This is a genomic window from Muriicola sp. Z0-33 (assembly GCF_026126425.1).
GTDB lineage: Bacteria > Bacteroidota > Bacteroidia > Flavobacteriales > Flavobacteriaceae > JAFMPW01.
Map to the genome: position 1 here is coordinate 631,673 of NZ_JAFMPW010000001.1, position 24,232 is coordinate 655,904.

General features: G+C 40.2%; 22 protein-coding genes. 9 read left to right on the plus strand and 13 right to left on the minus strand.

Annotation, left to right across the window (positions count from 1 at the left end; genetic code table 11):
• Positions 1 to 194 precede the first annotated feature (194 nt).
• The 7 genes from rodA to J1G40_RS02825 all read right to left on the minus strand — a co-directional run bounded on the left by rodA (position 195) and on the right by J1G40_RS02825 (position 7,897).
• On the minus strand, positions 195 to 1,478 hold the full coding sequence (rodA, locus tag J1G40_RS02795) for a rod shape-determining protein RodA (protein WP_265240769.1): 1,284 nt from the start codon (positions 1,476 to 1,478) through the stop codon (positions 195 to 197).
• Positions 1,468 to 3,336: a peptidoglycan D,D-transpeptidase FtsI family protein gene (locus J1G40_RS02800; RefSeq protein ID WP_265240771.1), complete on the minus strand. Its 1,869-nt coding sequence runs from the start codon at positions 3,334 to 3,336 to the stop codon at positions 1,468 to 1,470. The genes rodA and J1G40_RS02800 overlap by 11 nt, the downstream gene beginning before the upstream one ends.
• Positions 3,336 to 3,845, minus strand: a complete 510-nt coding sequence (locus J1G40_RS02805; protein WP_265240773.1) for a rod shape-determining protein MreD — start codon at positions 3,843 to 3,845, stop codon at positions 3,336 to 3,338. Before J1G40_RS02805 ends, J1G40_RS02800 begins: the two co-directional genes overlap by 1 nt.
• Complete coding sequence (gene mreC, locus J1G40_RS02810; RefSeq protein ID WP_265240775.1) at positions 3,835 to 4,653, minus strand: rod shape-determining protein MreC; 819 nt, start codon at positions 4,651 to 4,653, stop codon at positions 3,835 to 3,837. The genes J1G40_RS02805 and mreC overlap by 11 nt, the downstream gene beginning before the upstream one ends.
• An 80-nt stretch (positions 4,654 to 4,733) precedes the next feature.
• Positions 4,734 to 5,762 carry a rod shape-determining protein gene (locus J1G40_RS02815; protein WP_161435855.1) on the minus strand — a complete coding sequence of 343 codons (1,029 nt, stop codon included), beginning with the start codon at positions 5,760 to 5,762 and terminating at the stop codon, positions 4,734 to 4,736.
• A gap of 55 nt (positions 5,763 to 5,817) precedes the next feature.
• Positions 5,818 to 7,350, minus strand: a complete 1,533-nt coding sequence (purH, locus tag J1G40_RS02820; RefSeq protein ID WP_265240778.1) for a bifunctional phosphoribosylaminoimidazolecarboxamide formyltransferase/IMP cyclohydrolase — start codon at positions 7,348 to 7,350, stop codon at positions 5,818 to 5,820.
• A 94-nt stretch (positions 7,351 to 7,444) separates the two neighbouring features.
• Positions 7,445 to 7,897: a GAF domain-containing protein gene (locus J1G40_RS02825; RefSeq protein WP_265240834.1), complete on the minus strand. Its 453-nt coding sequence runs from the start codon at positions 7,895 to 7,897 to the stop codon at positions 7,445 to 7,447.
• A 128-nt stretch (positions 7,898 to 8,025) separates the two neighbouring features.
• Between J1G40_RS02825 and J1G40_RS02830 the strand changes: the two genes are divergently transcribed.
• The 9 genes from J1G40_RS02830 (at position 8,026) to J1G40_RS02870 (ending at position 18,919) form a co-directional block, all read left to right on the plus strand.
• The gene (locus J1G40_RS02830; protein ID WP_265240780.1) at positions 8,026 to 8,430 is read left to right on the plus strand and encodes an HYC_CC_PP family protein; all 405 of its coding nucleotides are present in this window, start codon (positions 8,026 to 8,028) and stop codon (positions 8,428 to 8,430) included.
• A gap of 109 nt (positions 8,431 to 8,539) precedes the next feature.
• Complete coding sequence (locus J1G40_RS02835) at positions 8,540 to 12,307, plus strand: efflux RND transporter permease subunit (RefSeq protein WP_265240783.1); 3,768 nt, start codon at positions 8,540 to 8,542, stop codon at positions 12,305 to 12,307.
• Positions 12,304 to 13,521 (plus strand): TolC family protein, encoded by a 1,218-nt coding sequence (locus tag J1G40_RS02840; protein ID WP_265240785.1) that lies wholly within the window; start codon positions 12,304 to 12,306, stop codon positions 13,519 to 13,521. The genes J1G40_RS02835 and J1G40_RS02840 overlap by 4 nt, the downstream gene beginning before the upstream one ends.
• Before the next feature lie 49 nt (positions 13,522 to 13,570).
• Positions 13,571 to 14,143, plus strand: a complete 573-nt coding sequence (locus J1G40_RS02845) for a DUF3347 domain-containing protein (protein ID WP_265240787.1) — start codon at positions 13,571 to 13,573, stop codon at positions 14,141 to 14,143.
• A gap of 72 nt (positions 14,144 to 14,215) precedes the next feature.
• Entirely contained in the window at positions 14,216 to 14,935 is a 720-nt protein-coding gene (locus tag J1G40_RS02850) for a decarboxylase (protein ID WP_265240789.1), read from the plus strand.
• Between the two features lie 192 nt (positions 14,936 to 15,127).
• Positions 15,128 to 16,426 carry an efflux RND transporter periplasmic adaptor subunit gene (locus tag J1G40_RS02855; protein WP_321160187.1) on the plus strand — a complete coding sequence of 433 codons (1,299 nt, stop codon included), beginning with the start codon at positions 15,128 to 15,130 and terminating at the stop codon, positions 16,424 to 16,426.
• Positions 16,427 to 16,516: 90 nt separating this feature from the next.
• A complete protein-coding gene (locus J1G40_RS02860; RefSeq protein ID WP_265240791.1) occupies positions 16,517 to 16,654 on the plus strand; it encodes a hypothetical protein in 138 nt (45 codons plus the stop codon).
• A gap of 163 nt (positions 16,655 to 16,817) precedes the next feature.
• Positions 16,818 to 17,801 carry a hypothetical protein gene (locus tag J1G40_RS02865; RefSeq protein WP_265240793.1) on the plus strand — a complete coding sequence of 328 codons (984 nt, stop codon included), beginning with the start codon at positions 16,818 to 16,820 and terminating at the stop codon, positions 17,799 to 17,801.
• A gap of 47 nt (positions 17,802 to 17,848) precedes the next feature.
• Complete coding sequence (locus J1G40_RS02870; RefSeq protein ID WP_265240795.1) at positions 17,849 to 18,919, plus strand: DUF3179 domain-containing protein; 1,071 nt, start codon at positions 17,849 to 17,851, stop codon at positions 18,917 to 18,919.
• A gap of 68 nt (positions 18,920 to 18,987) precedes the next feature.
• On the opposite strand, the gene groL is transcribed toward J1G40_RS02870, so the two are convergent.
• From groL to J1G40_RS02900, 6 genes are all read right to left on the minus strand, one after another.
• Positions 18,988 to 20,622, minus strand: a complete 1,635-nt coding sequence (gene groL / locus J1G40_RS02875) for a chaperonin GroEL (RefSeq protein ID WP_265240797.1) — start codon at positions 20,620 to 20,622, stop codon at positions 18,988 to 18,990.
• 78 nt (positions 20,623 to 20,700) lie between these two features.
• Complete coding sequence (groES, locus tag J1G40_RS02880) at positions 20,701 to 20,979, minus strand: co-chaperone GroES (protein ID WP_265240798.1); 279 nt, start codon at positions 20,977 to 20,979, stop codon at positions 20,701 to 20,703.
• Between the two features lie 140 nt (positions 20,980 to 21,119).
• Entirely contained in the window at positions 21,120 to 21,491 is a 372-nt protein-coding gene (gene secG, locus J1G40_RS02885; RefSeq protein WP_265240800.1) for a preprotein translocase subunit SecG, read from the minus strand.
• 6 nt (positions 21,492 to 21,497) lie between these two features.
• Entirely contained in the window at positions 21,498 to 22,424 is a 927-nt protein-coding gene (locus J1G40_RS02890; RefSeq protein ID WP_265240802.1) for a hypothetical protein, read from the minus strand.
• Positions 22,425 to 22,430: 6 nt separating this feature from the next.
• The gene (lptE, locus tag J1G40_RS02895) at positions 22,431 to 22,913 is read right to left on the minus strand and encodes an LPS assembly lipoprotein LptE (protein ID WP_265240804.1); all 483 of its coding nucleotides are present in this window, start codon (positions 22,911 to 22,913) and stop codon (positions 22,431 to 22,433) included.
• A 56-nt stretch (positions 22,914 to 22,969) separates the two neighbouring features.
• Entirely contained in the window at positions 22,970 to 24,232 is a 1,263-nt protein-coding gene (locus tag J1G40_RS02900; protein ID WP_265240806.1) for a sigma-54 interaction domain-containing protein, read from the minus strand.

Sequence of the window (24,232 nt, forward strand, 5' to 3'; positions counted from 1 at the left end):
GCAGACTTAGTATTAAGAAGCAAGGGTTTATGAACCATATTGGTCGAATTTAATTCCTTTTCCTTACATTTTACGAGCGGGTAATGGCGTTTAAATTAGGGTAAATTTGGCAGATGAAAAAACGGTGCTTAAGGATAGATAAAGAAACTTGATATACCTGATGGTGAAAGTGAAAGAAATGCAGATATCGCGGCCTAAAGCCATTCGTTTAGTCTATTGGCATCGAGTTTCAAAAAAATAAAAAGAAGGGCGGTAAACCCTAGAAGTCCGGATCCGCCATAACTGAAAAACGGCAATGGGATACCAATGGTTGGTAAAACACCGATGACCATTCCAATATTTATGAAGTAATGAATAAATAGGATAGAAATTACACCATATCCGTACATCCTGCTAAAATCACTACGTTGGCGCTCAGCCAAATATACAAGTCGCAATAGGAGTAGCGTAAAAAGCACTACCACGGTTGTAGTACCCAGAAATCCCCATTCTTCTCCTACTGTGCTAAAAATGTAGTCCGTATGCTGTTCCGGCACAAAATCGCCCTTTGTTCGTGTGCCTTCCAGGAACCCTTTTCCAAATAGCCCGCCAGATTCAATGGCTTTTTCCGATTGATAAGTATTGTAACCAATTGTTTTCCGAATCTCCTCTAGTTTGTCGGGGTCTTTTTCCAAGCGCAACCAGAGACTAAACCTATCTCTGTGTCGCTGTTCAAAAACGTTATTGAAAACAAAATTAACAGAGAGTGAAAAAGCGATGGCAATTACAAAAAATGATGCCAAAGGGAACAAGGGAACTTTAAATGTTGCCTTTTTGACTGTGAGAAATACGGTGATTAAAAGTGCCAATCCAACCCCTACCCAGGTGGTTCCGAACATAAGGGTAGTAATAAAAACAAGAACGGCCATTAGTCCTATCCCGAGGTAATACAAGGGGAGGCCCTCTCTGAATATGACAAAAACCAGGGCAAAGAAGACCATGGCACTTCCCGGGTCTGGCTGAGGTACAATTAATAAGGCCGGGATAAAAATGATCAGGAAGGCATAAAGCTGATCTTTTCTCCTTTTAATATCGGTTTGAATGTCACTTAGATATTTTGCAAGTGCCAGAGCTGTGGCTACTTTGGCGAGTTCCGAAGGTTGCAGGTTAAAAAAACCAAGATCGTACCATGAGGTGGCACCGGCAATTGTTTTCCCAAAAAGGAACAACCCTAATAGCAGTACTAATGATATAATATACAGGACACTTGAAAAACGCTCATAAAAACTGGATTCCAGGGCCAGTATTAATATAATAGCTGCAAAGCTAACTCCGATAAAGAAAAATTGTTTCCCGTAAAGTGTATCAAAATTGAATATGGATTGTTCGTTTCCTGAAAAGGTGCTGGAATAAATATTTACCCAACCAATTGCAACAAGCAAAAGAAAAAATAAGATGGTTAACCAATCTATCCGTTTCAGGACATTTTTACCAGACATATTCGTTTATCTTGAATTCTTCTCCGCTGTATGGTTTGGCATATTCGTGTTCTAAAGTTTTCTCCAACATTCTTTTTTCCAAATCTTTACGGGTGATTTCTCCCTTTAGATATTTTTCTATCATCAGGGAAGCGATATGACCAGCGTATCTTCCGCCATAATATCCATTCTCAATGTAAACGGCAATAGCTATTTTAGGTTGGTCTACAGGGGCAAATGCAACAAATACAGAGTTATCTGTTAACTGAGTTTTTACACTATCAATAAGGGTAAAATTCTCGACTGTACCCGTTTTTCCTGCAATTTCAATTCCCGGTACTTGAATCCACTTGGCAGTACCTTTTTTATACACATCTGCCATACCCCTGATTACCTCATCGAAATGTTTTCTGTCTATGGTGGTATGCTTGGGTTCCACAAACTTTGGATTGGTAATGTCTTTCCCTTCCACTTTTTTTAATACATGCGGGGTATAGTAAAATCCACGGTTGGCTATTGCGGCCGCCATATTTGCCAGCTGAAGAGGTGTTGCTGCAACTTCACCCTGTCCTATGGCATTTGAAATGATGTAAGAGGCTGTCCAGCGATTGTCCCCATACCATTTGTCATAAAATGCTTTATTAGGAATCCTACCAGGACGACCTGTATAAATATCCGAACCGAGGTATCCACCAAGACCAAAACTTCTCATATGCTTTTCCCAGACATCCATTCCTTCATCTGTAGTGGGAAATTTATCGAATATTTTTCTGAAGGTATCCGCGAAATAGGCATTACAGGATTTATAGATTCCACTGTTGAGATTACGTAAACCACCACCGCAATGACACCCTTTTTTATTCCGGCCAACATAAAATCCGTTGTAGCATCTGACTTTGGTCATCGGATTTATGACACCTTCCTGTAATGCCGCAAGAGCATTAAGTGTTTTAAAAGGTGAGCCCGGTTCTTTTTCAAAGGAAATGGATCTGTCGAACAATGGTTTTGAAATAGTATCGTAATGTAGTTTGCTATAGTTCTTTGATCTTTCACGCCCTACCAGCAATGCAGGGTCATAAGTTGGTCCTGAGATCATTGATAATATCTCTCCGGATGCAGGTTCTATAGCAACAATTCCGCCTCGTTTTCCATGCATCAGTCGTTCCCCGTATTCCTGCAATAATTTATCAATACTGATATGGATTTCTTTTCCCTGTTCTGGGAGGGTATCCAGAATACCGCCTTTATAGCGGCCAATATCCCTGTTAAATCTGTCTTTCTGGATATACTGAACCCCTTTTCTGCCTCTCAATACTTCGTCATACTGTTTTTCAACACCGGTTCTGCCGGTAAGTTCGCCTTGAGCATAGTAAGGGTTTTTTGCCAGGTCTCTCTCATTTACTTCGCTGATATATCCCAGTACGTTAGCAGCGGAAGGTGTATCATAGTACCTTAATGATCTCTTCTGAATATAAAACCCTTCATACTTCCTCATTTTTTCCTGAAGCATGGCGTAGTCTTCCTTAGAGAGTTGGGGGACAAGAACGGAAGGTAACCTGGGAGAATATATTCTTGCCTTCCTTAATTTCTCTACAAATTTCTCCTTATCAATACCCAGGAGGTTGCAGAATTCCAGGGTATCCAGGGGTTCTACTTCACGTGGAATAACCATCACATCATAGGCAGGATCATTTCCGACAAGCAATTCCCCATTTCGGTCATAGATATATCCACGTTCAGGATAATCATAAATAGGTTTTATCGCAGGGTCTTCTAAAACCTGATCAGGGGAGAAACTAAATATTTGCAGATAGGACAATCTGCCAATGAACATGACTCCAATGATGATGATTATAGATGATAATAATATTTTCTTCATTATTCTTTCCTTGCACTAAAAAGTGAACCAAATAACAGACATAAAATTATTGTGGCGAAACCTGTAAAAATTACTTTCTTCAAAATTAACAGCAAATTTGCTAAACTGAAAAATTCCAGAGTAAAGAAAATTACATGATGTGCTATTACTAATAACGCCAAAAAGGTAATTTGTTGTGCCCTGGTGGTATTGGATAGTTTAAAACTTTGAAATTCGTAATTAACTCCAAAAACAAATCGCATTATGGCCGGCCTTAAATAAGCAATAGTCACTGTGGAGGCCGCATGCAGGGCCATTGTATCGGAGAAAAAATCAATAGCTAAACCAAGTAAAAATCCGATGCCTATAAAAAAAGCCCTGTTCTCCTTAATGGGATACCAATATAGGAAAAGAATATAGACCATTGGATTTATAAATCCAAAGAAATTTAGCCTGTTGAATACCAGGACCTGTACCAAAACAAGTAAGGTAAACCGTATGATATTTATGAAATAGAAACTATTGGTCATTGGCAATATCAGATTCTAATTGTAGGACTTCGGGTCTGTTTGTATTATAAATTACATAGACATTCTTAATGTTGGTCATGTCGTTAAATAATTCAACATCAATTCTGTAAAAACTCTTGGACACATTTAAATCGAACTTCTTAATAGTACCTATAGGGATGTTCTCTGGAAAAATGCTAGACATGGCCCCGGTCACAATTGTGTCTCCGACCAGTAAAGGTACCAGTCTGGGGATGTCTTCCAATTGAACTACATCATATCGATCGGTGTCCCAGACCAGGGATCCGAAATAATTAGTGTTCTTAATTTTGGCATTGATATTAGATTTTTGATTCAGGATGCTTTGAACCGATGCAAACTTATTTGAGGTATGCTCAATAATGCCCAATATTCCTTTAGCGGTAATAACCCCCATGTCTTGTTTTATGCTGTCTTGTTTTCCTTTGTTTATAAGAATATAATTGTTGGGATTGGCATAACTGTTTTTGATCACCTGCGCAGATCTTATGGTATAATTAATGGCATTGGTATCCAATTCAATACTATCTGTTAATTGCTTGTTATAGAGTAGATCTCTAAGCCTTTTGTTCTCTTCTATAAGTTTTTCGTTTTCCTCATCGAGGTCAAAATAGGAGGAAATTGTGTTGGAAGTGTTGTAGACCGTTCCGGTAATCCAGTTAGCAGAGTTAAAGAATTTTGAACGGTGGTACGAATGAGATTGAATGGTAAAAGACAGCGAAATAATCAATAAAAATATATAGAGCAGCGAAGTCTTATATCTTATGATAAATCTGATTATCTGCTGCATGCAACTTTTCTATTGGGTGAATGTCTGCGATTTTGAATGAGCTGAAGCGACCAATTTTACGCACTATAATTAGAAAAACATTATTTAATAAGGATGCTTTTATAGCGTTCCAAATTCTTAAGGGCAATTCCTGTTCCTCTAACAACTGCCCTTAGAGGATCCTCAGCAATATAAACCGGGAGATCTGTTTTTTGGGATAATCTTCTGTCCAATCCTCGAAGCATAGAACCACCCCCTGCGAGGTAAATTCCGGTGTTGTAAATATCTGCCGCCAGTTCCGGGGGCGTCTGGGAAAGCGTCTCCATAACGGCATCCTCTACCCTTAATATGGATTTATCAAGAGCTTTAGCTATTTCTCTAAATGAAATGGATACTTGTTTTGGCTTCCCGGTCAACAAATCCCTACCCTGCACAGACATTTCATCAGGAGGGGATTGAAGGTCTTCAGTAGCCGATCCAATCTGAATTTTAATATTTTCTGCGGTGCTTTCACCTACATATAAATTGTGCTGGGTACGCATATAATAAATAATGTCATTGGTAAACACGTCTCCCGCAATTTTAACCGACTTATCACATACGATTCCACCAAGAGCAATTACCGCAATCTCTGTAGTACCACCCCCAATATCAACAATCATATTTCCTTTTGGCTGCATAATGTCCAGTCCAATACCAATTGCCGCCGCCATCGGCTCATGAATTAAATAGACTTCTTTACCATTAACCCTTTCAGCAGACTCTTTAACCGCCCTCATTTCCACTTCCGTAATCCCCGAAGGAATACAAATAACCATTCGCAGCGCTGGTGGAAACCACTTTTTCTTTAATGCCGGGATGTTCTTTATGAACATGTTGATCATCTTTTCAGAAGCATCAAAATCCGCGATTACCCCGTCTTTTAAAGGACGTATTGTTTTTATGTTTTCATGGGTTTTTCCCTGCATCATATTGGCCTCTTTGCCAACGGCAATTATTTTTCCTGTAATTCTATCCCTGGCTACGATAGAAGGACTATCGACAACAACTTTGTCTGCATGGATAATAAGGGTATTCGCTGTTCCTAGATCGATTGCGATTTCCTCAGTTAAAAAATCAAAAAATCCCATTATACTCGTTTGGTTTAGGATTAAAGGGTGTAAGTCATCGACAAAAGTAGTAAAATTAATGCTTAAAATGACGTGTACCTGTCATCACCATGGCAATTTCATTTTCATTGCAGTAATCGATGCTAAGTTGATCTTTGATAGACCCTCCAGGCTGTATAACACCTGTTATCCCACTTTTATGCGCAATTTCCACACAATCGGGAAAAGGAAAGAAGGCATCGCTGGCCATTACTGCACCGTCAAGTTCAAAATTGAAGGAACCGGCTTTGTGAATTGCCTGATTAAGTGCATCTACCCTTGAAGTCTGCCCAGTACCACTTGCACACAACTGTTTGTTTTTTGCGAGAACAATAGTATTAGATTTGGTGTGCTTACAAAGTTTGGAGGCAAAAATAAGATCTTCAAGTTCCCGCTCAGATGGCTTCTTAACGGTAGCATAGTTAAGGTCTGCCAAGCTATCTGTTTTATGGTCTTTATCCTGAACCAACATCCCATTTAAACAGGTTCTAACAATGGTTTGTGGAAGATCCGTTTCCTTAATTACAAGAAGAATTCTGTTTTTCTTGCCTTTTAGAACTTCCAGGGCTTCATCAGAATAACTCGGGGCAATGACTACCTCGCAGAATAAACTGTGAATCTCATTGGCCGTATCCAGGTCTATCTCCACATTGCTAATAAGAATACCTCCAAAAGCTGAAACAGGGTCGCCCGCCAGGGCATCTATGTAGGCTTTGTGAACGGTTGCTCTTTGCGCCAGACCACAGGCATTGTTATGTTTGAGTATGGCGAATGTAGGAGGATCATTTTTAAATTCTGCCATTAAATTTACTGCGGCATCCACATCCAGAAGGTTGTTGTAAGACAGTTCTTTCCCGTGCAATTTATCAAACATAGCTTCAAAGTCCCCAAAGAAAAACCCTTTTTGATGCGGGTTCTCGCCATATCTAAGTGCCCTGCCTTGAGTATTGCTGATCTTTAAGGCTGTGGTATGTTGATTTTGATTAAAAAAATTAAAGATTGCAGTGTCGTAATGAGAAGAAATATTAAATGCTTTAGCTGCAAATAGCTTTCGGTCTTCTAAGGTGGTAGTTCCGTTTTCCCTGTCTAACAACTCCAGGAACTCCGGATAGTCTTCCATAGAGGAGACGCAATATACGTCTTTGTAATTTTTTGCTGCTGCCCGTATGAGAGAGATACCTCCTATATCTATCTTTTCAATGATCTCCTGTTCTGAGGCACCACTGGAGACTGTTTTCTCAAAGGGGTAAAGATCCACAATTACAATATCAATTTGAGGGATATCAAATTCTTCCAATTGCGCTACATCACTTTCATTGTCCTGCCTGTTAAGGATTCCTCCGAACACCTTTGGATGTAAGGTCTTGACCCTTCCTCCCAAAATTGACGGATAACTGGTGACATCCTCTACCGGTACTACATCAATTCCCAATTCACGAATAAACTTTTCTGTTCCCCCTGTAGAATATATTGCGACACCCAGTTCGTCTAATTTCTTTACAATAGGTTCTAATCCGTCTTTATGAAATACCGATATTAATGCAGAGGTAGCTTTTTTTGAGGTGCTCATTTTCGTATGCTTATAATTACAGTTTGTAAGCAAACAAAAGTAAATTTTTTAAGGCTACTAAACCCAGAGTGTTATCAACAAAACGGTGAAAGTTTTAAAGAATTTTTGCCACTTCGGCATTGACATATTCCAGAAACCGTTCATCTTCCTCAGAAAATGGGTCCGCAGTATTAGAATCTATATCTATCTGCCCGATATTTTGGCCATTGACAAAAAGTGGAACAACTATTTCTGATTTAACCGTAATACTGCAAGCGATATAATTATCCTGTGCTGCCACATCAGGGACAACAAAATTTTCATTGCTAACGGCAACTTGTCCACATATACCTTTGCCAAATGGGATAATAGTATGATCGGTGGCCTCACCTGAATACGGACCTAGTTTTAATTCTTCCCTATCTCCATTCTTAAAATAAAAGCCTACCCAATCGTAATAGGGGACATTATCGCGGAGTAAGTCGCAAATGGCCTGCATCCTGTCTGTGGTACTTTTTTCAGTATTGCTTAGGATGATATTGATCCTGGATTTCAGCCTTGGAAACATGATTTTTTTTGCAAAAGTATAATTTTTCATCACATTTTCGGACAATTATTCGGGCCTGTTGAAATGCAAAATATTAGTTAACAAGGCAATAGACCCGGATTGATAACCGTTTAATTTGTACTTTTGACATGATGCGGAACCTATTTCATCAAATAACAGCATTGGCCATGGCCTTCTTGGTACTGGCCTCTACTATCTCTTGGACAGTGGATAAACACTTCTGTATGGGCCATTTGGTAGATGTGGCTTTCTTTGCAGAGGCAGAAAGTTGTGGGATGGATATGGGTAACGTTTCGGAAGAATGGAAAGTAGATTGTTGTACTGATGAGCTCATTGTTATGCAAGGGCAGGATGACCTAAAGATTTCTTTTGAGGAATTATCATTAGATCAACAGTTGTTTTTAAGTGCATTTGTTATGGTTTACCTTGATCTTTATAAAGGTCTTCCGCAACAGATAGTCCCGCACAGGGATTACTCCCCTCCCCTCATAACCTTTGATCTGCAGTTGTTAGATCAGGTATTCCTAATTTGATTATAAACATTAGAAGATTTAGCCCAACGGCAATAGCCAATTTTGGGTTGTACCATTAGTTTGTGGTGTTATTCTATTACGTTTTCTAAATGTTTAATAATCAAATCCTATGCTGAACAAAGGCATTAAATTTCTTATCGAGAATAAGCTGGTAGCAGTATTGCTCCTTTTACTATTTGTAGGGTGGGGTACTGTGAATGCACCTTTTAATTGGGAGACAGGAGTCTTACCTAAAGCACCTGTTCCTGTGGATGCAATTCCCGATATTGGTGAAAACCAACAGATTGTATTTACAAGATGGCCGGGGCGGTCCCCTCAGGATATTGAAGATCAGATATCTTATCCATTAACGACCGCATTATTGGGGACGCCAGGGGTGAAGACAGTGCGGAGTTCCTCCATGTTTGGCTTCTCCAGTATCTATATCATTTTTGAGGAGGACATAGAGTTTTATTGGAGTAGAAGCCGTATCCTCGAAAAACTGAATTCCCTGCCAAGCAATCTTTTGCCAGATGGGGTGAGCCCTGCATTAGGTCCTGATGCCACGGGATTAGGACAAATTTTCTGGTATACCCTCGAAGGGAGGGATCAGGATGGAAATGTCACCGGAGGATGGGATTTACAGGAGTTGCGCAGCATTCAGGACTACTATGTTAAATATGCCCTTTCTGCGGCGAGTGGTGTTTCCGAAGTGGCGTCTATAGGGGGCTACGTTCAGGAATATCAAATCGATGTGGATCCCGAGTTGATGAAACAATACAATATCGGTCTCCAGCAGGTGGTTCTTGCAATAAAACAAAGCAATCGGGATATTGGAGCCCAGACCTTGGAAATTAATCAAGCGGAATACCTGGTAAGAGGACTAGGTTATGTCGAATCCCTGGACGACATCAAAAATGCGGTAGTAAGCTCTGAAAATTATACTTCTATCCGGGTTAAGGATATTGCCAAGGTGTCCCTTGGTCCTGCTGTACGACGTGGAATTCTTGATAAAGAAGGCGCGGAAGTCGTTGGTGGTGTAGTAGTCGCAAGATATGGAGCCAATCCGTTGGAGGTCATTAAGAATGTCAAAGAAAAAATTAAGGAACTTAGTTCGGGGCTGCCTTCAAAGGAATTGAGTGACGGAAGAATATCTCAATTGACTATTGTCCCATTCTACGATCGTACTGAATTAATCCAGGAAACACTGGGGACACTCAACGAAGCTTTGACCTTAGAAATATTGGTGACTATATTAGTCATTGTCATTATGGTTTTCAACCTTCGGGCATCGGTCCTTATTTCAGGACTACTTCCTGTTGCAGTATTGATGGTGTTTATCTCCATGAAACTATTTGGTGTCGATGCTAATATAGTGGCACTTTCGGGAATCGCCATAGCTATCGGAACCATGGTTGATGTTGGGGTCATTCTTTCCGAAAACATCATTCGACATCTCGATGAAGATGGGGAGAAATTGCCTGTTAATACTGTAGTATATAATGCCTCCGCGGAAGTATCAGGAGCCATTTTGACGGCAGTCATGACTACCATCATAAGTTTTATCCCGGTATTCACCCTGATTGGGGCCGAGGGTAAATTATTCAGGCCATTGGCTTTTACCAAAACTTTTGCGCTAACTGCATCTATTATAGTAGCCTTGTTCTTAATACCGCCATTTGCTGCTTTCCTCTTTAGAAAGAAACGAAGTAAAAGCTTTATGGGCTATGCCTTCAGTATTCTGCTTATTCTAACCGGGCTTATTGCGGTAGTCTATGGCTATTGGATGGGACTGATTCTGATGGCGTTTGGAACAGTAAGACCCTTAAAAAACCCTGAATTAGTAGGCAGGATATTCAAGAGATCTTCACTGTCAGATAAGCAGGCCAGTCTTTTGAACATTATTATTTCCGCTTCCGCGATAGTTGTCCTTTTGGCCACTTATTGGCGGCCTTTGGGCTTTGACCGAAGTATTTTTATGAATCTTGTTTTTGTAGGGTTGATATGTTTTGGGCTTCTCGCAATATTCATACTATTTAGAAAATATTATACACGAATATTGCTATGGGCTTTGCGTAATAAACTGACATTCCTCTCCATACCGGCTACCATAGTTGTCTTAGGTATGTTGATAATGCAGAATACGGGTAAAGAGTTTATGCCCGCGTTAAATGAAGGTTCATTCCTTTTGATGCCCACCTCCCTTCCCCATGCAGGTGTCGAGGAAAATAAAAGAGTGTTGCAACTATTAGATATGGCTGTAGCCAGTATTCCCGAAATTGAAACTGTTGTCGGTAAGGCAGGACGAACAGAATCGGCACTTGACCCCGCTCCTATGTCTATGTATGAAAACATTATTCAGTACAAAGCGGAGTACATGCGTAACGATGAAGGGAAACGTCAGCGCTTTAAGGTCAATGAAGACGGTCTTTTTGTTTTAAAAGACGGGAAATTGATATTGAATCCGAATACAGTTGCAGATGTCAAAACTTCAAAATACCAGGATTCGGGCATTGAAGATTTTTCTCAGGTAACATCTGATAATTTGATTCAAGATAATAATGGTGAATACTTCCGCAGCTGGCGTCCCGAAATAAAGTCGCCCGACGATATTTGGAAAGAAATCATCAAGGTTACACGATTGCCTGGGGTAACATCCGCGCCCAAACTACAACCCATCGAAACCCGGTTGGTCATGCTCCAGACAGGTATGCGTGCACCAATGGGGATCAAGGTCAAAGGACAGGATTTAAGGCAAATAGAAGCATTTGGCTTACAATTGGAAAATATTCTCAAAGAGGCAGAAGGGGTCAAGGATGAAGCTGTCTTTGCCGATAGGATAGTGGGCAAACCCTATCTTCTTATTGATATTGATAGGGATGCCCTGGCGCGATACGGTATTCTTATCGAGGATGTTCAGCGAATCTTAGAAGTTGCAGTTGGAGGTATGTCCCTGACGCAAACAGTCGAAGGAAGGGAACGTTACGGGGTGCGAGTTCGTTATCCAAGGGAACTTCGGGAAAGTCCGGCCGACATCAAGAATATCTATGTTCCTGTTTCCAAGGGAAGTCAGGTACCCTTGAACGAATTGGTCAGTATACGATATGAAAAAGGACCACAGGTCATCAAAAGTGAAGATACCTTTTTGGTGGGCTATGTGCTTTTTGACAAGTTAGAAGGTTTTGCGGAAGTAAGTGTTGTAGAAAATGCCCAAGCCCTTATTCAACAAAAAATTGATAACGATGAGCTGGTCGTTCCAAAGGGTATCAGCTATCAGTTCACAGGCACCTACGAAAATCAGTTACGGGCAGAAAAAACGCTTTCTATGGTGGTACCGCTTGCCCTGTTGATTATTTTCCTGATCCTGTATTTCCAGTTTCGCTCTGTATCCACCTCCCTTATGGTTTTTACAGGAATAGCAGTAGCCTTTGCAGGAGGATTTATTCTGATTTGGGCATATGGCCAGGATTGGTTTTTGAACTTCAATATTTTTGGCGAGAACCTGCGAGAGTTATTCCAGATGCACACTATTAATTTAAGTGTAGCTGTATGGGTAGGTTTTATAGCACTATTTGGTATTGCAACAGATGATGGTGTGGTAATGGCCACCTACCTAAAACAAACTTTTGATCGGAACAAACCAAAGACTTTGGAAAAAGTCAGGGCATCAGTAGTTGAGGCTGGTGAAAAACGAATTCGACCCTGCCTTATGACCACGGCTACAACCCTTTTGGCGTTGCTGCCAGTGTTAACTTCTACAGGCAGGGGCAGCGATATTATGATTCCTATGGCGATTCCATCGTTTGGCGGGATGCTAATTGCGCTAATAACCTTATTGGTAGTCCCGGTACTTTACAGTTGGAAAAGCGAATGGCAACTTAAAAGAGAAAAGGTATGAAAAGAAATATAATCATATTAATAGGACTATTAACTGCGGGATGGGGATACAGCCAGACCTTGGCATCCTATATAAAGGAGGCCGAAGCTAACAATCCAGAGGTGCAGGCCTTTGAAATCAAGTATATTATTTCAAAGGAAAAAATTTCCGAATCCAATGACCTGCCCAATACGGAACTAAGTGCGGGTATTTTTCTAAGCGAACCGGAAACTCGTACAGGTGCACAAAAGGCGAGTTTTTCCATTAAGCAGATGCTTCCCTGGTTTGGTACAGTAACCGCAAGAGAGAATTATGCCAGTTCCCTGGCAGAAGTTGATTATCTCGATATAGCAATTACTAAGAGAAAAATTCGAATGTCCGTATCACAATCTTATTATAAACTATTTGCCATAAAAGAGAAACAGGAAGTATTGGATGAAAATATTCAACTTCTGCAGACTTACGAAAGTTTGGCCCTGACTTCCCTGGAAGTGGGAAATGCTTCTGCAGTAGATGTACTCCGTCTCCAAATACGCCAAAACGAACTACAAGCACAAAAGGATATTCTAAAAAGCGAGTATAACACCGAAAAAGTTCAGTTCAACAATTTACTGAATCGAGAGGAAACCCTGGAAATCGATTTGGTCGCTAACTTGGATATAAATGATGTGTCTGCACAACAAATCACAGACATTGATGTACATCCTGAACTGGAGAAGTACGACAGGCTTTACGAATCTGTCACCCAATCGGAACTTTTAAACCAAAAAGAGTCCAATCCAAATATCGGTTTTGGGCTTAATTATATCCCTGTGGCAGATAGGGTAGGGATAGATTTCAGCGATAACGGGAAGGACATTCTTATGCCCATGGTATCGCTCGCCATTCCTATTTTAAACAACAAGTACAAATCTCGTTCGTTGCAGAACAATTTACGGCAAGAACAGATAAGTGCTCAGAAGACCAATCGCCAGAATCTTTTGGAAACGGTTTTGAATACAGCCATTAACAACAAGGAAGCTGAACGTATAAAATACAATACTCAAGTCAAGAATCTCGAAAAGGCCAATGATGCCGAGGAGATTCTGATAAAGAACTATGAGACGGGTACAATAGATTTCAATGATGTTCTTGATATTCAGGAACTGCAACTGAAGTTTCAGATGAATCGGATTGATGCTATCAAAAATTACTATTCACAAATGGCTGTCATCAATTATCTGACAAATCAATAAAATTTATACAATCATTTATTAAACTAAGTCTAATTTAATTTAAACACCCATGAATACTAAAAAAATAAATTTCTTAAACAAGAACGCTTACATCATCTTAACCGCAGCAGTGGTAACTATTTTCTCGGCATGCGGAAATAAAAAGGATAAACAGGGCGCAGAAATCAATACCCCTCAGAAGGTGGAGCAGGCAAAGATAAATACAGTCGATATTGCCGATGCGTCCTTTTCCAACGGAACGACAAATAATGTCTTCCAAAATTACCAGCAATTACGTCAGGCTTTAATAGCGTCTGACGCTAAAGAAGTACAGGCGGCAGCAGGAAATCTTGCGGAAAACATAACATCGGAACAGAAGGATATGATAGCGACGGCCCTGGCAATGGCCGAGACAAGTGACATTGAAAAACAACGCGAGCTGTTTTCCGAGTTTACCTATAAAGTTGAACCCATGTTCAAGGACTCTTTATCGGAAGGAACTATATACAAACAATTCTGCCCAATGGCCTTTGAAGGTAAAGGGGGTTACTGGCTTTCCAATGTGAAAGAAATTCAGAATCCATACTATGGGGATAAAATGTTGAAATGTGGAGAGGTAGTAGAAGAAATACAAATAAAATAAGAGCTGTATTGGAAATAGAGCAGGTACACGTTGCGTGTTTAATTACTCGCCCATAACAAGCATATAAAAATAATGAGACAAAGAATCTATTGGTTATTTATTGGTTTGGTTGGAATAGTCTTGTTCGAATCTTGTGAAGATAAAATTGATCCGGATGTAAAGTATGCCGGTGCATTACACGAGATGATGTCGGGCGATTTACAAGCCAGGATTTCATTGGATTCCTTCAGTCAAAAACAAAACCTATATGCACTAGGGGCGATAGAAAACCTAAAAGGAGAGGTGCAAATTTTTGATAGTGAACCTAATAATTCGGTTGTAGATAATAGAGAAATTATTCTTGATAAAACATTCGATAAAAAGGCGGTGTTATTGGTTTATGTACAAGTGCCTAAATGGCAAAATTTCGAGATCCCGGCCAAAATAAATTCAATTGCTAAGTTAGAAGATTTTATTGCCCAAAAAGCCAGTGACTATGCCAGAGTTATAACAGAGCCATTTCCATTTTTAATCGAGGGAAGTCCCAAATCCCTTGACTGGCATGTGATTGATTGGAAGGACGGTGATACAGTTCACACGCATCAGAAACATAAAGAAACAGGGTTGAAGGGTATCTTGCAGAAGAAAAAAGTGGAGATAATAGGATTCTACTCTACTGCTCATAAAGGTGTTTTTACACATCATTCAACTTTGGTTCACATGCACTTTAAAACTGCTGACGATAAACTTGCAGGACATGTAGATAAGCTGGTATTGGGCAGAAATATGATCTTAAAATTACCTGTATTATGATTATGCTGTCGCATGAAAATATGATTTACGAACAATGTGATTTGGTATTGGTAATGTTGAATGCAATAGGTAAATGGTCTTTATGTTTAACGATGTTATCATCAATTGAGATCTGATCGTCGCAGGGCACATTTTGGGTAGTGGTGACATCAGGATATTGAAATTGGGTAATTAACATTTTAAGTTTACAATATGAAAAAAAATATTCTTTTTATCGGATTGGCAGTTATTGCTGGGTTATTAGTCGGCTACCTGATTTTCGGAAATAAATCGGGAAACAATATTGCTGCTGACCATGACCATGGCCAGGAAATAGAATCAGGGCAAATGTGGACATGTTCAATGCATCCACAAATTATGCAATCAGAGCCGGGAGACTGTCCCATCTGTGGTATGGATTTGATTCCAATGGAATCAGGGGATGGTGGACTGTCAATAGGACAATTCAATATGTCAAAAAAAGCCATGGCCCTGGCTAATATTAGAACAACCAAAATAGCTTTCGGTACTTCTGGCGACAATACACTAAATCTTTCGGGTGCCATCGAGGAGAACCAAAAAGCAGTTGCAACACAGGCCTCATATTTCGATGGTCGAATAGAAAAACTTTTCGTCAATTTTGAAGGTGAGGAGGTTAAAAACGGTCAACAATTAGCAACGATCTATTCTCCCGAACTGGTTTCAGCCCAGCAAGAACTGATTACAGCTAAAAGTCTTAAAGAATCACAGCCAGAGTTATATCAAGCAGTTCGTAACAAGTTAAAACTATGGAAGCTCTCAGAAAAACAAATCGAGCAGATAGAAGTATCTGGCCAGATACGGGAAAATTTCCCTGTTTATTCAAATGTTTCCGGGACGGTTTCCAAAATCATAGTTGAAGCAGGAGATTATGTAAAAAAGGGTTCCCCAATGTTCAAAATTGCCAATCTAAGTACTGTGTGGGCAGTTTTTGATGCCTATGAGAATCAGGTTTCACTCTTGAAAGAAGGTCAGAAAATAGACATTATTACAAAATCCTATCCTGATAAGAAATTAAAAGCTAGTATTTCTTTCATTGACCCCATTCTAAATGCATCTACTAGAACTATTAAGGTCAGAGCTGTTTTGCAAAATCAAAACGGCCAATTAAAACCAGGTATGTTTCTGGCTGGTTCATTAGCACTACCGGCTAAAATGAAAGATGATACTATGGTAATTCCTGAAAGTGCTGTGCTTTGGACTGGGGAACGTTCGGTTGTTTACATCAAAACAGACGCCATTAACCCAACATTTGAAATGCGTGAAATTACCCTTGGCGAGCTCGTCAATGCTGGCTATATTGTGCTATCGGGCCTGGAAAATGGTGATGAAATTGTTACTAATGGAACCTTTACAGTTGATGCAGCGGCCCAACTCATGGGTAAAAAATCAATGATGAACACTGAAGGCGGAAGAACGATGACCGGGCATGAAGGTCATGGTGATATGGAAATGAACAACTCTCCTGAATAGGTGTGAAAACAGCTAACGATTCTACCCAATTGAAAGAATTTAACTTCTCATCAGTTGTCTTTAATTTTAGATGAAAGGAAAACAAATCCTATGCAGATAAAGACGGCCCTGGTAGCCGTAGGGCATGATACCAAAGAACTTAAAGCAACACAGGAGGCCTATGACAGTGTGCATCCTTGTTGTAAATACAGGGATGATGATGCTGATGATAGCGAGATGCATCATTAAGAAGTTAAACCAATATCAACAGACGTATTAAATTCATAATTGCCAAATTAAGAGGTGGCCGGGTGTACCTATAGGCAATTTATCTTCATCCAGGGCTTGCTTTTAGGCTTAGTTGTAAGGATTGGTGCTATTCTACCACTAAATTCTAGCAACAAGCCTAAACATGAGCAAGCGAATAACTATTATTACGCTGTTTATATTTTTTGGACAGCAGGCCTTCTCCCAAACCTGTTGTTCGGGAGGAGTACCACTTTCCAATAATTTAGGGCTCCCAAATGAAGGCAGCGGCATTCTTAGTATAGGCCTGAATTATGATTATAATAATTTAAACACCCTGAATGCCGGTACGGATACACTGGATGATGATTCAAGAGAGCGTATCACCAATTCAATATTGTTAGGGTTAGGCTATGCGTTTACAGACAGGATTTCCTTTGAGACCTTATTTAGCTGGGTAAATCAGACCAGGAATATCACTCAGTTTGGGAATGAAAATTTTACTGAAACTACAGGGATCGGAGATGCAGTTTTGTTGGTTAAATATGCCATTCCGGATGTATTGGGTAGTAAAACGGTCCTTAATATTGGTGTAGGGGCAAAAGCTCCCCTGGGGCAATCTGATATAACAACCGATCAGGGAATTTTACTCACAGCAGATTTACAACCCGGAAGTGGTGCCTGGGATGCTTTAAGCTGGGTATCGATTTCTAAAGGTCTGGGATTCAGACCATCGGCCACTATATCCGGGAGTTTTACCTATAAAGGTACCGGGAAGAATAAAGACTATCTCAATGCTACCTCCACCTATGAGTTTGGTGACGTTGTTCAGGCTAATCTGGGATATACAGATCAGTTTTTGATATTCAATACTGTAGTTAATCCTGGACTGATTCTGAAATACAGGAAGTCGTTCACCGACCGCATAAACCAATCGGATCTACCCAACACAGGAGGGGAGTGGGTTTTTCTAAGGCCCGAACTAATGACTCAAATAACACCTGATATGGGACTGGCATTTCGATTGGAAATTCCGGTCTACAGTTATGTCGAAGGCACCCAACTTACTCCAACACTGCGATTTAGTGGGGGCTTGTTTTTCAATTTTAATATTAAAAAGAACAATAACATTAATATCCCGGGACAATAATAACCCGAAGAAGTGCTGGGAAAAGGAAATAATTAAAAAAAAAGACAATGAAAAAGGTACTATTGATAACGATGAGTTCAATGGCCCTGTTGGTTTCCTGCAGTTCATCAGGAACACAGGAGACTATTATAGACGCGGGCACAGATGATCAGCCTGCCGTATTTACGGAATGGAGCATTCCTGTAGCAGATGTTTTTGATGGGGGCCCGGGAAGAGACGGTATCCCTGCCTTAGAAAATCCGGGGTTAACTAATTCTGATAATGCCAGTATCCTTCGAGATACGGACTTGGTACTTGGGTATAAGAACGGGGATGATATAAGGGCCTATCAGCATATAGTTCTGGATTGGCATGAAATAGTAAATGACAATATAGGAGATGTATCTCTGGCAGTTACCTATTGCCCCCTTACCGGAACAGGAATAGGCTGGAACCGGGTTGTCAACGGTTCGGAAACCACATTTGGAGTTTCCGGATTGCTCTACAATACTAATCTGATCCCTTTTGACAGGGCCACCAGCAGTAATTGGTCTCAGATCCTTAACGAAGCTGTCAATGGGGAGCTTTTAGGGGAAAGGGCAGACTTAATTCAGCTTGTGGAAACAGACTGGAAGACCTGGAGAACCATGTACCCAGACACAAAAATATTAAGCTTAAATACGGGATTTTCAAGAACTTATGGGGTGTATCCATATGTTGATTACAGGACCAACAATAACTTTTTTATTTTTCCGGTTCCCCTGGATAGTAGATTACCTGCAAAAGAAAGAGTGCTTGGAATTGTAGATGGAGACAAGGCTAAGGTGTATAGGTTTGAAGACCTTATCGCAGAACAGCTCGTTACAGATACTTTTAACGGGGTGAATTATGTGGTTGTTGGAAATGAAAATTTTATGATGTCCTATGGATTAAAAGGCGATCACGAGTCGCTCCAATTCAGCTATGTCTATAATGATTCGGAAGAAGTACTTGAAGACAATGAAGGAAACTTATGGAATATATTTGGAGAAGCCATTTCCGGACCCCGGGTAGGAGAGACCTTAAATACCGGAAAGGCATTTATGGGTTATTGGTTTTCTTTTCCTGCATTTTATACTACAGATATTTACAATAACTAGTGCGATTTAATCCATTAAAAAAGGCTGTCTATTTAGACAGCCTTTTTTTTAAGTATTAAGTACTCAACTTACATCATTCCTGGCATTCCGCCTCCACCTCCCATTGGTGGTGCAGCAGGTGCTTCTTCTTTAATGTCTGTTAAAGCACATTCAGTAGTCAGGATCATACCAGCAACGGAGGCTGCATTTTCCAATGCAATTCTTGTCACTTTCGCAGGGTCAATTATACCTGCTTTTAGCATGTCTACATATTTTTCAGATTTTGCATCGTATCCGTAATCTCCTTTGGCTTCCTGTACTTTGGCTGCCACAACAGATCCTTCTCCTCCTGCATTTTCAACGATAATCCTTAAAGGAGATTCTATAGCTCTGGCTACTATCTGCAATCCGGTTTCTTCGTCTGCATTTTCAGCTGTAATTTTAGAAAGAACAGATTTTGCTCTAATCAGAGCAACACCACCCCCTGCAACAATTCCTTCTTCAACAGCGGCTCTGGTTGCATGTAAGGCATCGTCAACTCTATCCTTTTTTTCTTTCATTTCTACTTCAGAAGCAGCACCTACATAAAGAACAGCAACCCCACCAGCCAATTTGGCAAGACGTTCCTGTAATTTCTCTTTGTCGTAATCCGAAGTAGTAGTTTCTATTTGTGATTTAATTTGACTTACCCTCGACTTAATATTCTTAGCCGCACCAGAACCATTTACAATTGTAGTATTGTCTTTGTCTATGGTTACCTTTTCGCAACTGCCCAACATATCTATTGAGGTGTTTTCCAGGGAGAATCCTCTTTCTTCGGCAATAACGGTACCGTTAGTAAGGATGGCTATATCTTCTAACATGGCCTTTCTTCTATCTCCAAATCCCGGAGCTTTAACAGCTGCAATTTTAAGTGAGCCACGAAGTTTGTTTACTACCAATGTTGCTAGTGCCTCGCCATCTACATCCTCAGCGATAATAAGAAGTGGTTTCCCAGATTGGGCAACGGGTTCTAATACTGGAAGAAGGTCTTTCATGGTAGAAATCTTCTTGTCGAATAACAAGATGTATGGATTTTCTAAATCGGCAGTCATTTTGTCGGAGTCCGTTACAAAATACGGAGACAAGTATCCTCTATCGAACTGCATTCCTTCAACAACATCTACATAAGTATCTGTACCCTTGGCTTCTTCAACGGTGATTACTCCTTCTTTTCCAACTTTTCCAAAGGCCTGTGCAATGAGTTCCCCAATGGTTTCGTCATTATTAGCAGAAATTGAAGCTACTTGTTTTATTTTTTCAGAGGAATCCCCAACTTTCTTGGCCTGCTTGCTAAGGTTCTGAACAATTGCATCTACAGCTTTGTCAATACCCCTTTTAAGATCCATTGGATTGGCGCCTGCAGCAACGTTTTTAAGACCTTCTTTAACTATCGACTGGGCCAGAACAGTAGCAGTTGTAGTACCATCTCCTGCCAGATCATTGGTCTTGGAAGCTACTTCCTTAACCATTTGTGCACCCATATCTTCCAGGGCATCAGCCAATTCTATTTCCTTTGCAACAGTAACTCCGTCTTTCGTTACCACCGGGGCCCCAAAAGATTTACTTACAATTACATTTCTTCCTTTTGGTCCTAAGGTTACTTTTACTGCGTTGGCCAGTGCATCTACACCTCTTCTTAGGCCATCACGAGCATCAATATCAAACTTTATATCTTTTGCCATAATTTAATTTTTGAGTTTATGAGTAAATTCCATTATCATTTCGCTTCACTGGAATCTGAAAATGTAATTTAAATGTGTTTATATAATTGCCAATATGTCACTTTCGCGCATCATCAGGTAATCTGTCCCTTCAAATTTTAACTCCGTACCAGCGTATTTACCATATAGTACTGTGTCTCCAACTTTAACCGTAACACTTTCATCTTTAGTACCAGGACCAACAGCTACAACTTTTCCTTTTTGAGGCTTTTCTTTTGCCGTGTCCGGAATGTAGATGCCAGAAGCAGTTTTGGTTTCAGCAGCCATGGGCTCAATGAGTACCCTATCTGCCAATGGTTTAATGTTTACTTTAGCCATATTGTTTAGTTTTTAGATTTAAAATTTCAACTTTTCATTAGGCAGAAATTATGCCAATGCCACAAAACTGACATATTGTTAAAATAAAAATGCCAGCTTGTCATTTATGCTGGCATTTTTATTTTATGCAATCCTTCAAATTATTGTGTGCTATCATCTGTTGTCCCACCTTCTGCCGGAGGTACAACTTCCTCAGGGATCTGATCTGGAAGTGTTTCAGGAACAGTTGTTTCTATATCATCGCCTTGAAGTAACTTAGAATCGGCTTCGCCAAAATTTCCTTTTAATGCCACATTAGAAAGTAGAATTAGTACAATCAATAAAGTGGCCAGGGTCCAGGTACTTTTATCTAAAAAATCGCCTGTTTTTTTAACCCCGCCAACCACCTGGCTTCCTCCACCTCCAAAGGAAGAAGACAATCCGCCTCCTTTTGGGTTTTGAACCATCACCACCAATACGAGCAAGAGGCAAACTACGATGATTAGGATTAGAAATATTGTAAAGGTGCTCATCTTATTTTAATTTTCTTGTTGTAATTTTTTCACCGCTTTAATTCGGTCTGCAAAGAAACCACTTTTTTCCGGATATTTCAAACTTAAAATAGTGTAGGCCTGAATGGCTTTTTTATACTTTTTTTGTTCCAGATACACCTTCGCAAGCGTCTCTGTCATTAACTCCTTTTTATCGAATTTCAGGGATTTCTCAATATCTATTTTTTCGCTGGTACTTTCTGCTGGCTTAATTTTTGGATTAGAGGCTATGAATTTATCAATAAGGTCAAATTTTTTCTTCTTTAAAGGATCCTCCTCCAATGTAAAATCCACTTGAACTTCGTTGCTATCTTCGTCAACCGCTTCTTTCTCCTGAGATCTTTCTACTTTTTTTAAAGATGTCAATTGCAGCCATTCACCAAAAGAATACTTTTCCTTTTTTGTAAAGGTTAACGGGGCCCCAATTTCCAGCTCCTCTTCTAATTGTTTTTTTTCTCTGGCGATACTTTTGTCAATTTCCGGATCTTTGGATTTGAAGAGTGCCGGATCCAGAATATCTTCGGCATCTTTGGCCGAACGGGGCAGGGGTTCGTCTTCTGAATCTTCTATCATGGAAATATCTGCAGTGTCTAAAGGAGTAACTTCTTCGGAAATTATTTGCTGATCTGCCAGCGGGTTTTTCCCGGAAATATTATCAGCTATAGTGTTTTGCAAAAATTCGCTGGAGGTAATAAAGTCGAACAGAATATCACGGTCCGAAGTATAAGCCGCAGTTACCTTGAGCGCATTATTATATTTAAAACTATTCAGGTTTTTAAGACCTTTTAAATGCATGGCTCTGGCAGCCTGAAAATATGGGTATTCTTCCAGAATATCTTCTAATTGATTTGTTTGTACAGGATCTACCACTTTATCCGGATGCTGCAAAAGATATGTGAAATCGTGTACATTCATAGGTAATTACCAATCTGCAAGTGATCTGTTAAATATGTCCTGATTAATCCGTTCGAAGATGACCTGATGTGCTTCGTCTCTCACAGAGGATAACTGAGAATTGGCATCATAATCATAGAAAAAGGAAAACCGTTGTTCAAAATCGACATCCTCTTTGGTGCGATTAAAAAACCTGACGTTGATCCCTATCGTCAGTCGGTTTTGGGCGGCCCGTTGTTCCGCAGTTGCCGTCATAGGTGACACCCTGTATTCTACTATTTCTCCTTCATATAGGATATCCCCGTTATCTGTTACCAGGTCAAGGCTGGTTTGGTTGAGGATTAGATCTTGTAAAGACAAGGTATATTCCCTGTCCAGACCAGGATCAAAAGTGGAACCCGGACTTTGGGAAGCGTAGTTCTGAAAATAGTTCACCTGGTAGGTCTGGGCCGTGCCCACATCTCCTCCGGTAAAATTATATATTCCGCAGCTCGCAAGCATCAGCGTCATTAGAAGACCGATTAAGCGGGAAACATATGTACTACTATTAATCAACTTCCAACTCATTATAGATCATATTGTTTAATCTTTCGATACAAAGTACGCTCAGAAATGCCCAGTTCTGCAGCAGCGGCTTTCCGTTTGCCTCTATTGCGATCCAAGGATTTTTTGATGAGTTCTATTTCCTTTTCCTGTAAAGATAGGGTTTCTTCCTCTTGAATTTCTTCGGCAAAATGATACTTGTCTTCAGGGGTTTCCGGAATAGTCTCTACCTTGTGTTCTGGCAAAGGCAGTACTTCCAGGGGTGCGGGTTCTGCCACTGTCTCCTGTTCCGCCTTACTTCCATATATCTTGCGGATAAGATGTTCATTTTCCTCCTGAACTTTATCTGTATCATTAGACTTCAGGAGTTCCATTGTGAGTTTTTTCAAATCATTCAGATCCCCTTTCATGTCAAATAACACTTTATACAAGATCTCCCTTTCATTACTAAAATCGTTCTCCTTGCGTTCACTGCCAATAACTGCGGGTAGATGAGAATCTCCGGCGTTTGGTAAATAGCTGTTTAAAGTAACTAGTGAAATTGCCCTCTCTTTTTCCAATACAGAAATCTGCTCTGCAACGTTTCTCAATTGGCGAATGTTTCCTGGCCATCTGTATTTGACCAGTAACTGTACTGCATCTTCTTCGAGCCGGATTGTTGGCATTTTGTATTTCTGTCCAAAATCTGAAGCAAATTTTCTAAAGAGCAAATGAATGTCATCCCGACGTTCTCTCAATGGGGGGATCCCAATTTCTACCGTACTCATTCGATAATAGAGATCTTCTCTGAATTTCCCTTTTTTGATAGCTTCTGACATATTCATATTAGTAGCCGCCACGATGCGCACGTCGGTTTTTTGTACCTGCGAAGATCCTACCTTGAGAAATTCCCCGTTTTCGAGGACCCTTAATAGCCTCACCTGCGTTGTCAGCGGCAATTCACCAACCTCATCCAGAAAAATAGTTCCACCATCGGCTACCTCAAAGTAACCTCTTCTGGTTTGGGTGGCACCGGTAAATGCCCCCTTTTCATGTCCAAAAAGTTCGCTGTCAATTGTGCCTTCCGGGATGGCTCCACAGTTTACTGCAATATACTTTGCATGTTTCCTGTGAGATAAGGAATGAATAATTTTTGGCACGGCTTCTTTTCCAACACCACTTTCTCCTGTAACCAATACAGCAATATCTGTCGGAGCAACCTGAACTGCTTTTTCAAGGGCACGATTTAGTTTTACATCATTTCCGATGATCTCAAATCGTTGCTTTATGGATTGTACATTCTCCAT

Coding starts and splice junctions, on each gene's coding strand:
- groES (WP_265240798.1), bottom strand. CDS start 20,979: ATGGCTAAAGTAAACATTAAACCATTGGCAGATAGGGTACTCATTGAG.
- J1G40_RS02830 (WP_265240780.1), top strand. CDS start 8,026: ATGATGCGGAACCTATTTCATCAAATAACAGCATTGGCCATGGCCTTC.
- mreC (WP_265240775.1), bottom strand. CDS start 4,653: ATGCAGCAGATAATCAGATTTATCATAAGATATAAGACTTCGCTGCTC.
- purH (WP_265240778.1), bottom strand. CDS start 7,350: ATGAGCACCTCAAAAAAAGCTACCTCTGCATTAATATCGGTATTTCAT.
- J1G40_RS02835 (WP_265240783.1), top strand. CDS start 8,540: ATGCTGAACAAAGGCATTAAATTTCTTATCGAGAATAAGCTGGTAGCA.
- rodA (WP_265240769.1), bottom strand. CDS start 1,478: ATGTCTGGTAAAAATGTCCTGAAACGGATAGATTGGTTAACCATCTTA.
- J1G40_RS02800 (WP_265240771.1), bottom strand. CDS start 3,336: ATGAAGAAAATATTATTATCATCTATAATCATCATCATTGGAGTCATG.
- J1G40_RS02825 (WP_265240834.1), bottom strand. CDS start 7,897: ATGTTTCCAAGGCTGAAATCCAGGATCAATATCATCCTAAGCAATACT.
- J1G40_RS02805 (WP_265240773.1), bottom strand. CDS start 3,845: ATGACCAATAGTTTCTATTTCATAAATATCATACGGTTTACCTTACTT.
- J1G40_RS02865 (WP_265240793.1), top strand. CDS start 16,818: ATGAGCAAGCGAATAACTATTATTACGCTGTTTATATTTTTTGGACAG.
- J1G40_RS02845 (WP_265240787.1), top strand. CDS start 13,571: ATGAATACTAAAAAAATAAATTTCTTAAACAAGAACGCTTACATCATC.
- J1G40_RS02840 (WP_265240785.1), top strand. CDS start 12,304: ATGAAAAGAAATATAATCATATTAATAGGACTATTAACTGCGGGATGG.
- secG (WP_265240800.1), bottom strand. CDS start 21,491: ATGAGCACCTTTACAATATTTCTAATCCTAATCATCGTAGTTTGCCTC.
- J1G40_RS02890 (WP_265240802.1), bottom strand. CDS start 22,424: ATGAATGTACACGATTTCACATATCTTTTGCAGCATCCGGATAAAGTG.
- J1G40_RS02855 (WP_321160187.1), top strand. CDS start 15,128: ATGAAAAAAAATATTCTTTTTATCGGATTGGCAGTTATTGCTGGGTTA.
- lptE (WP_265240804.1), bottom strand. CDS start 22,913: ATGACGCTGATGCTTGCGAGCTGCGGAATATATAATTTTACCGGAGGA.
- J1G40_RS02870 (WP_265240795.1), top strand. CDS start 17,849: ATGAAAAAGGTACTATTGATAACGATGAGTTCAATGGCCCTGTTGGTT.
- J1G40_RS02900 (WP_265240806.1), bottom strand. CDS start 24,232: ATGGAGAATGTACAATCCATAAAGCAACGATTTGAGATCATCGGAAAT.
- J1G40_RS02860 (WP_265240791.1), top strand. CDS start 16,517: ATGCAGATAAAGACGGCCCTGGTAGCCGTAGGGCATGATACCAAAGAA.
- J1G40_RS02815 (WP_161435855.1), bottom strand. CDS start 5,762: ATGGGATTTTTTGATTTTTTAACTGAGGAAATCGCAATCGATCTAGGA.
- J1G40_RS02850 (WP_265240789.1), top strand. CDS start 14,216: ATGAGACAAAGAATCTATTGGTTATTTATTGGTTTGGTTGGAATAGTC.
- groL (WP_265240797.1), bottom strand. CDS start 20,622: ATGGCAAAAGATATAAAGTTTGATATTGATGCTCGTGATGGCCTAAGA.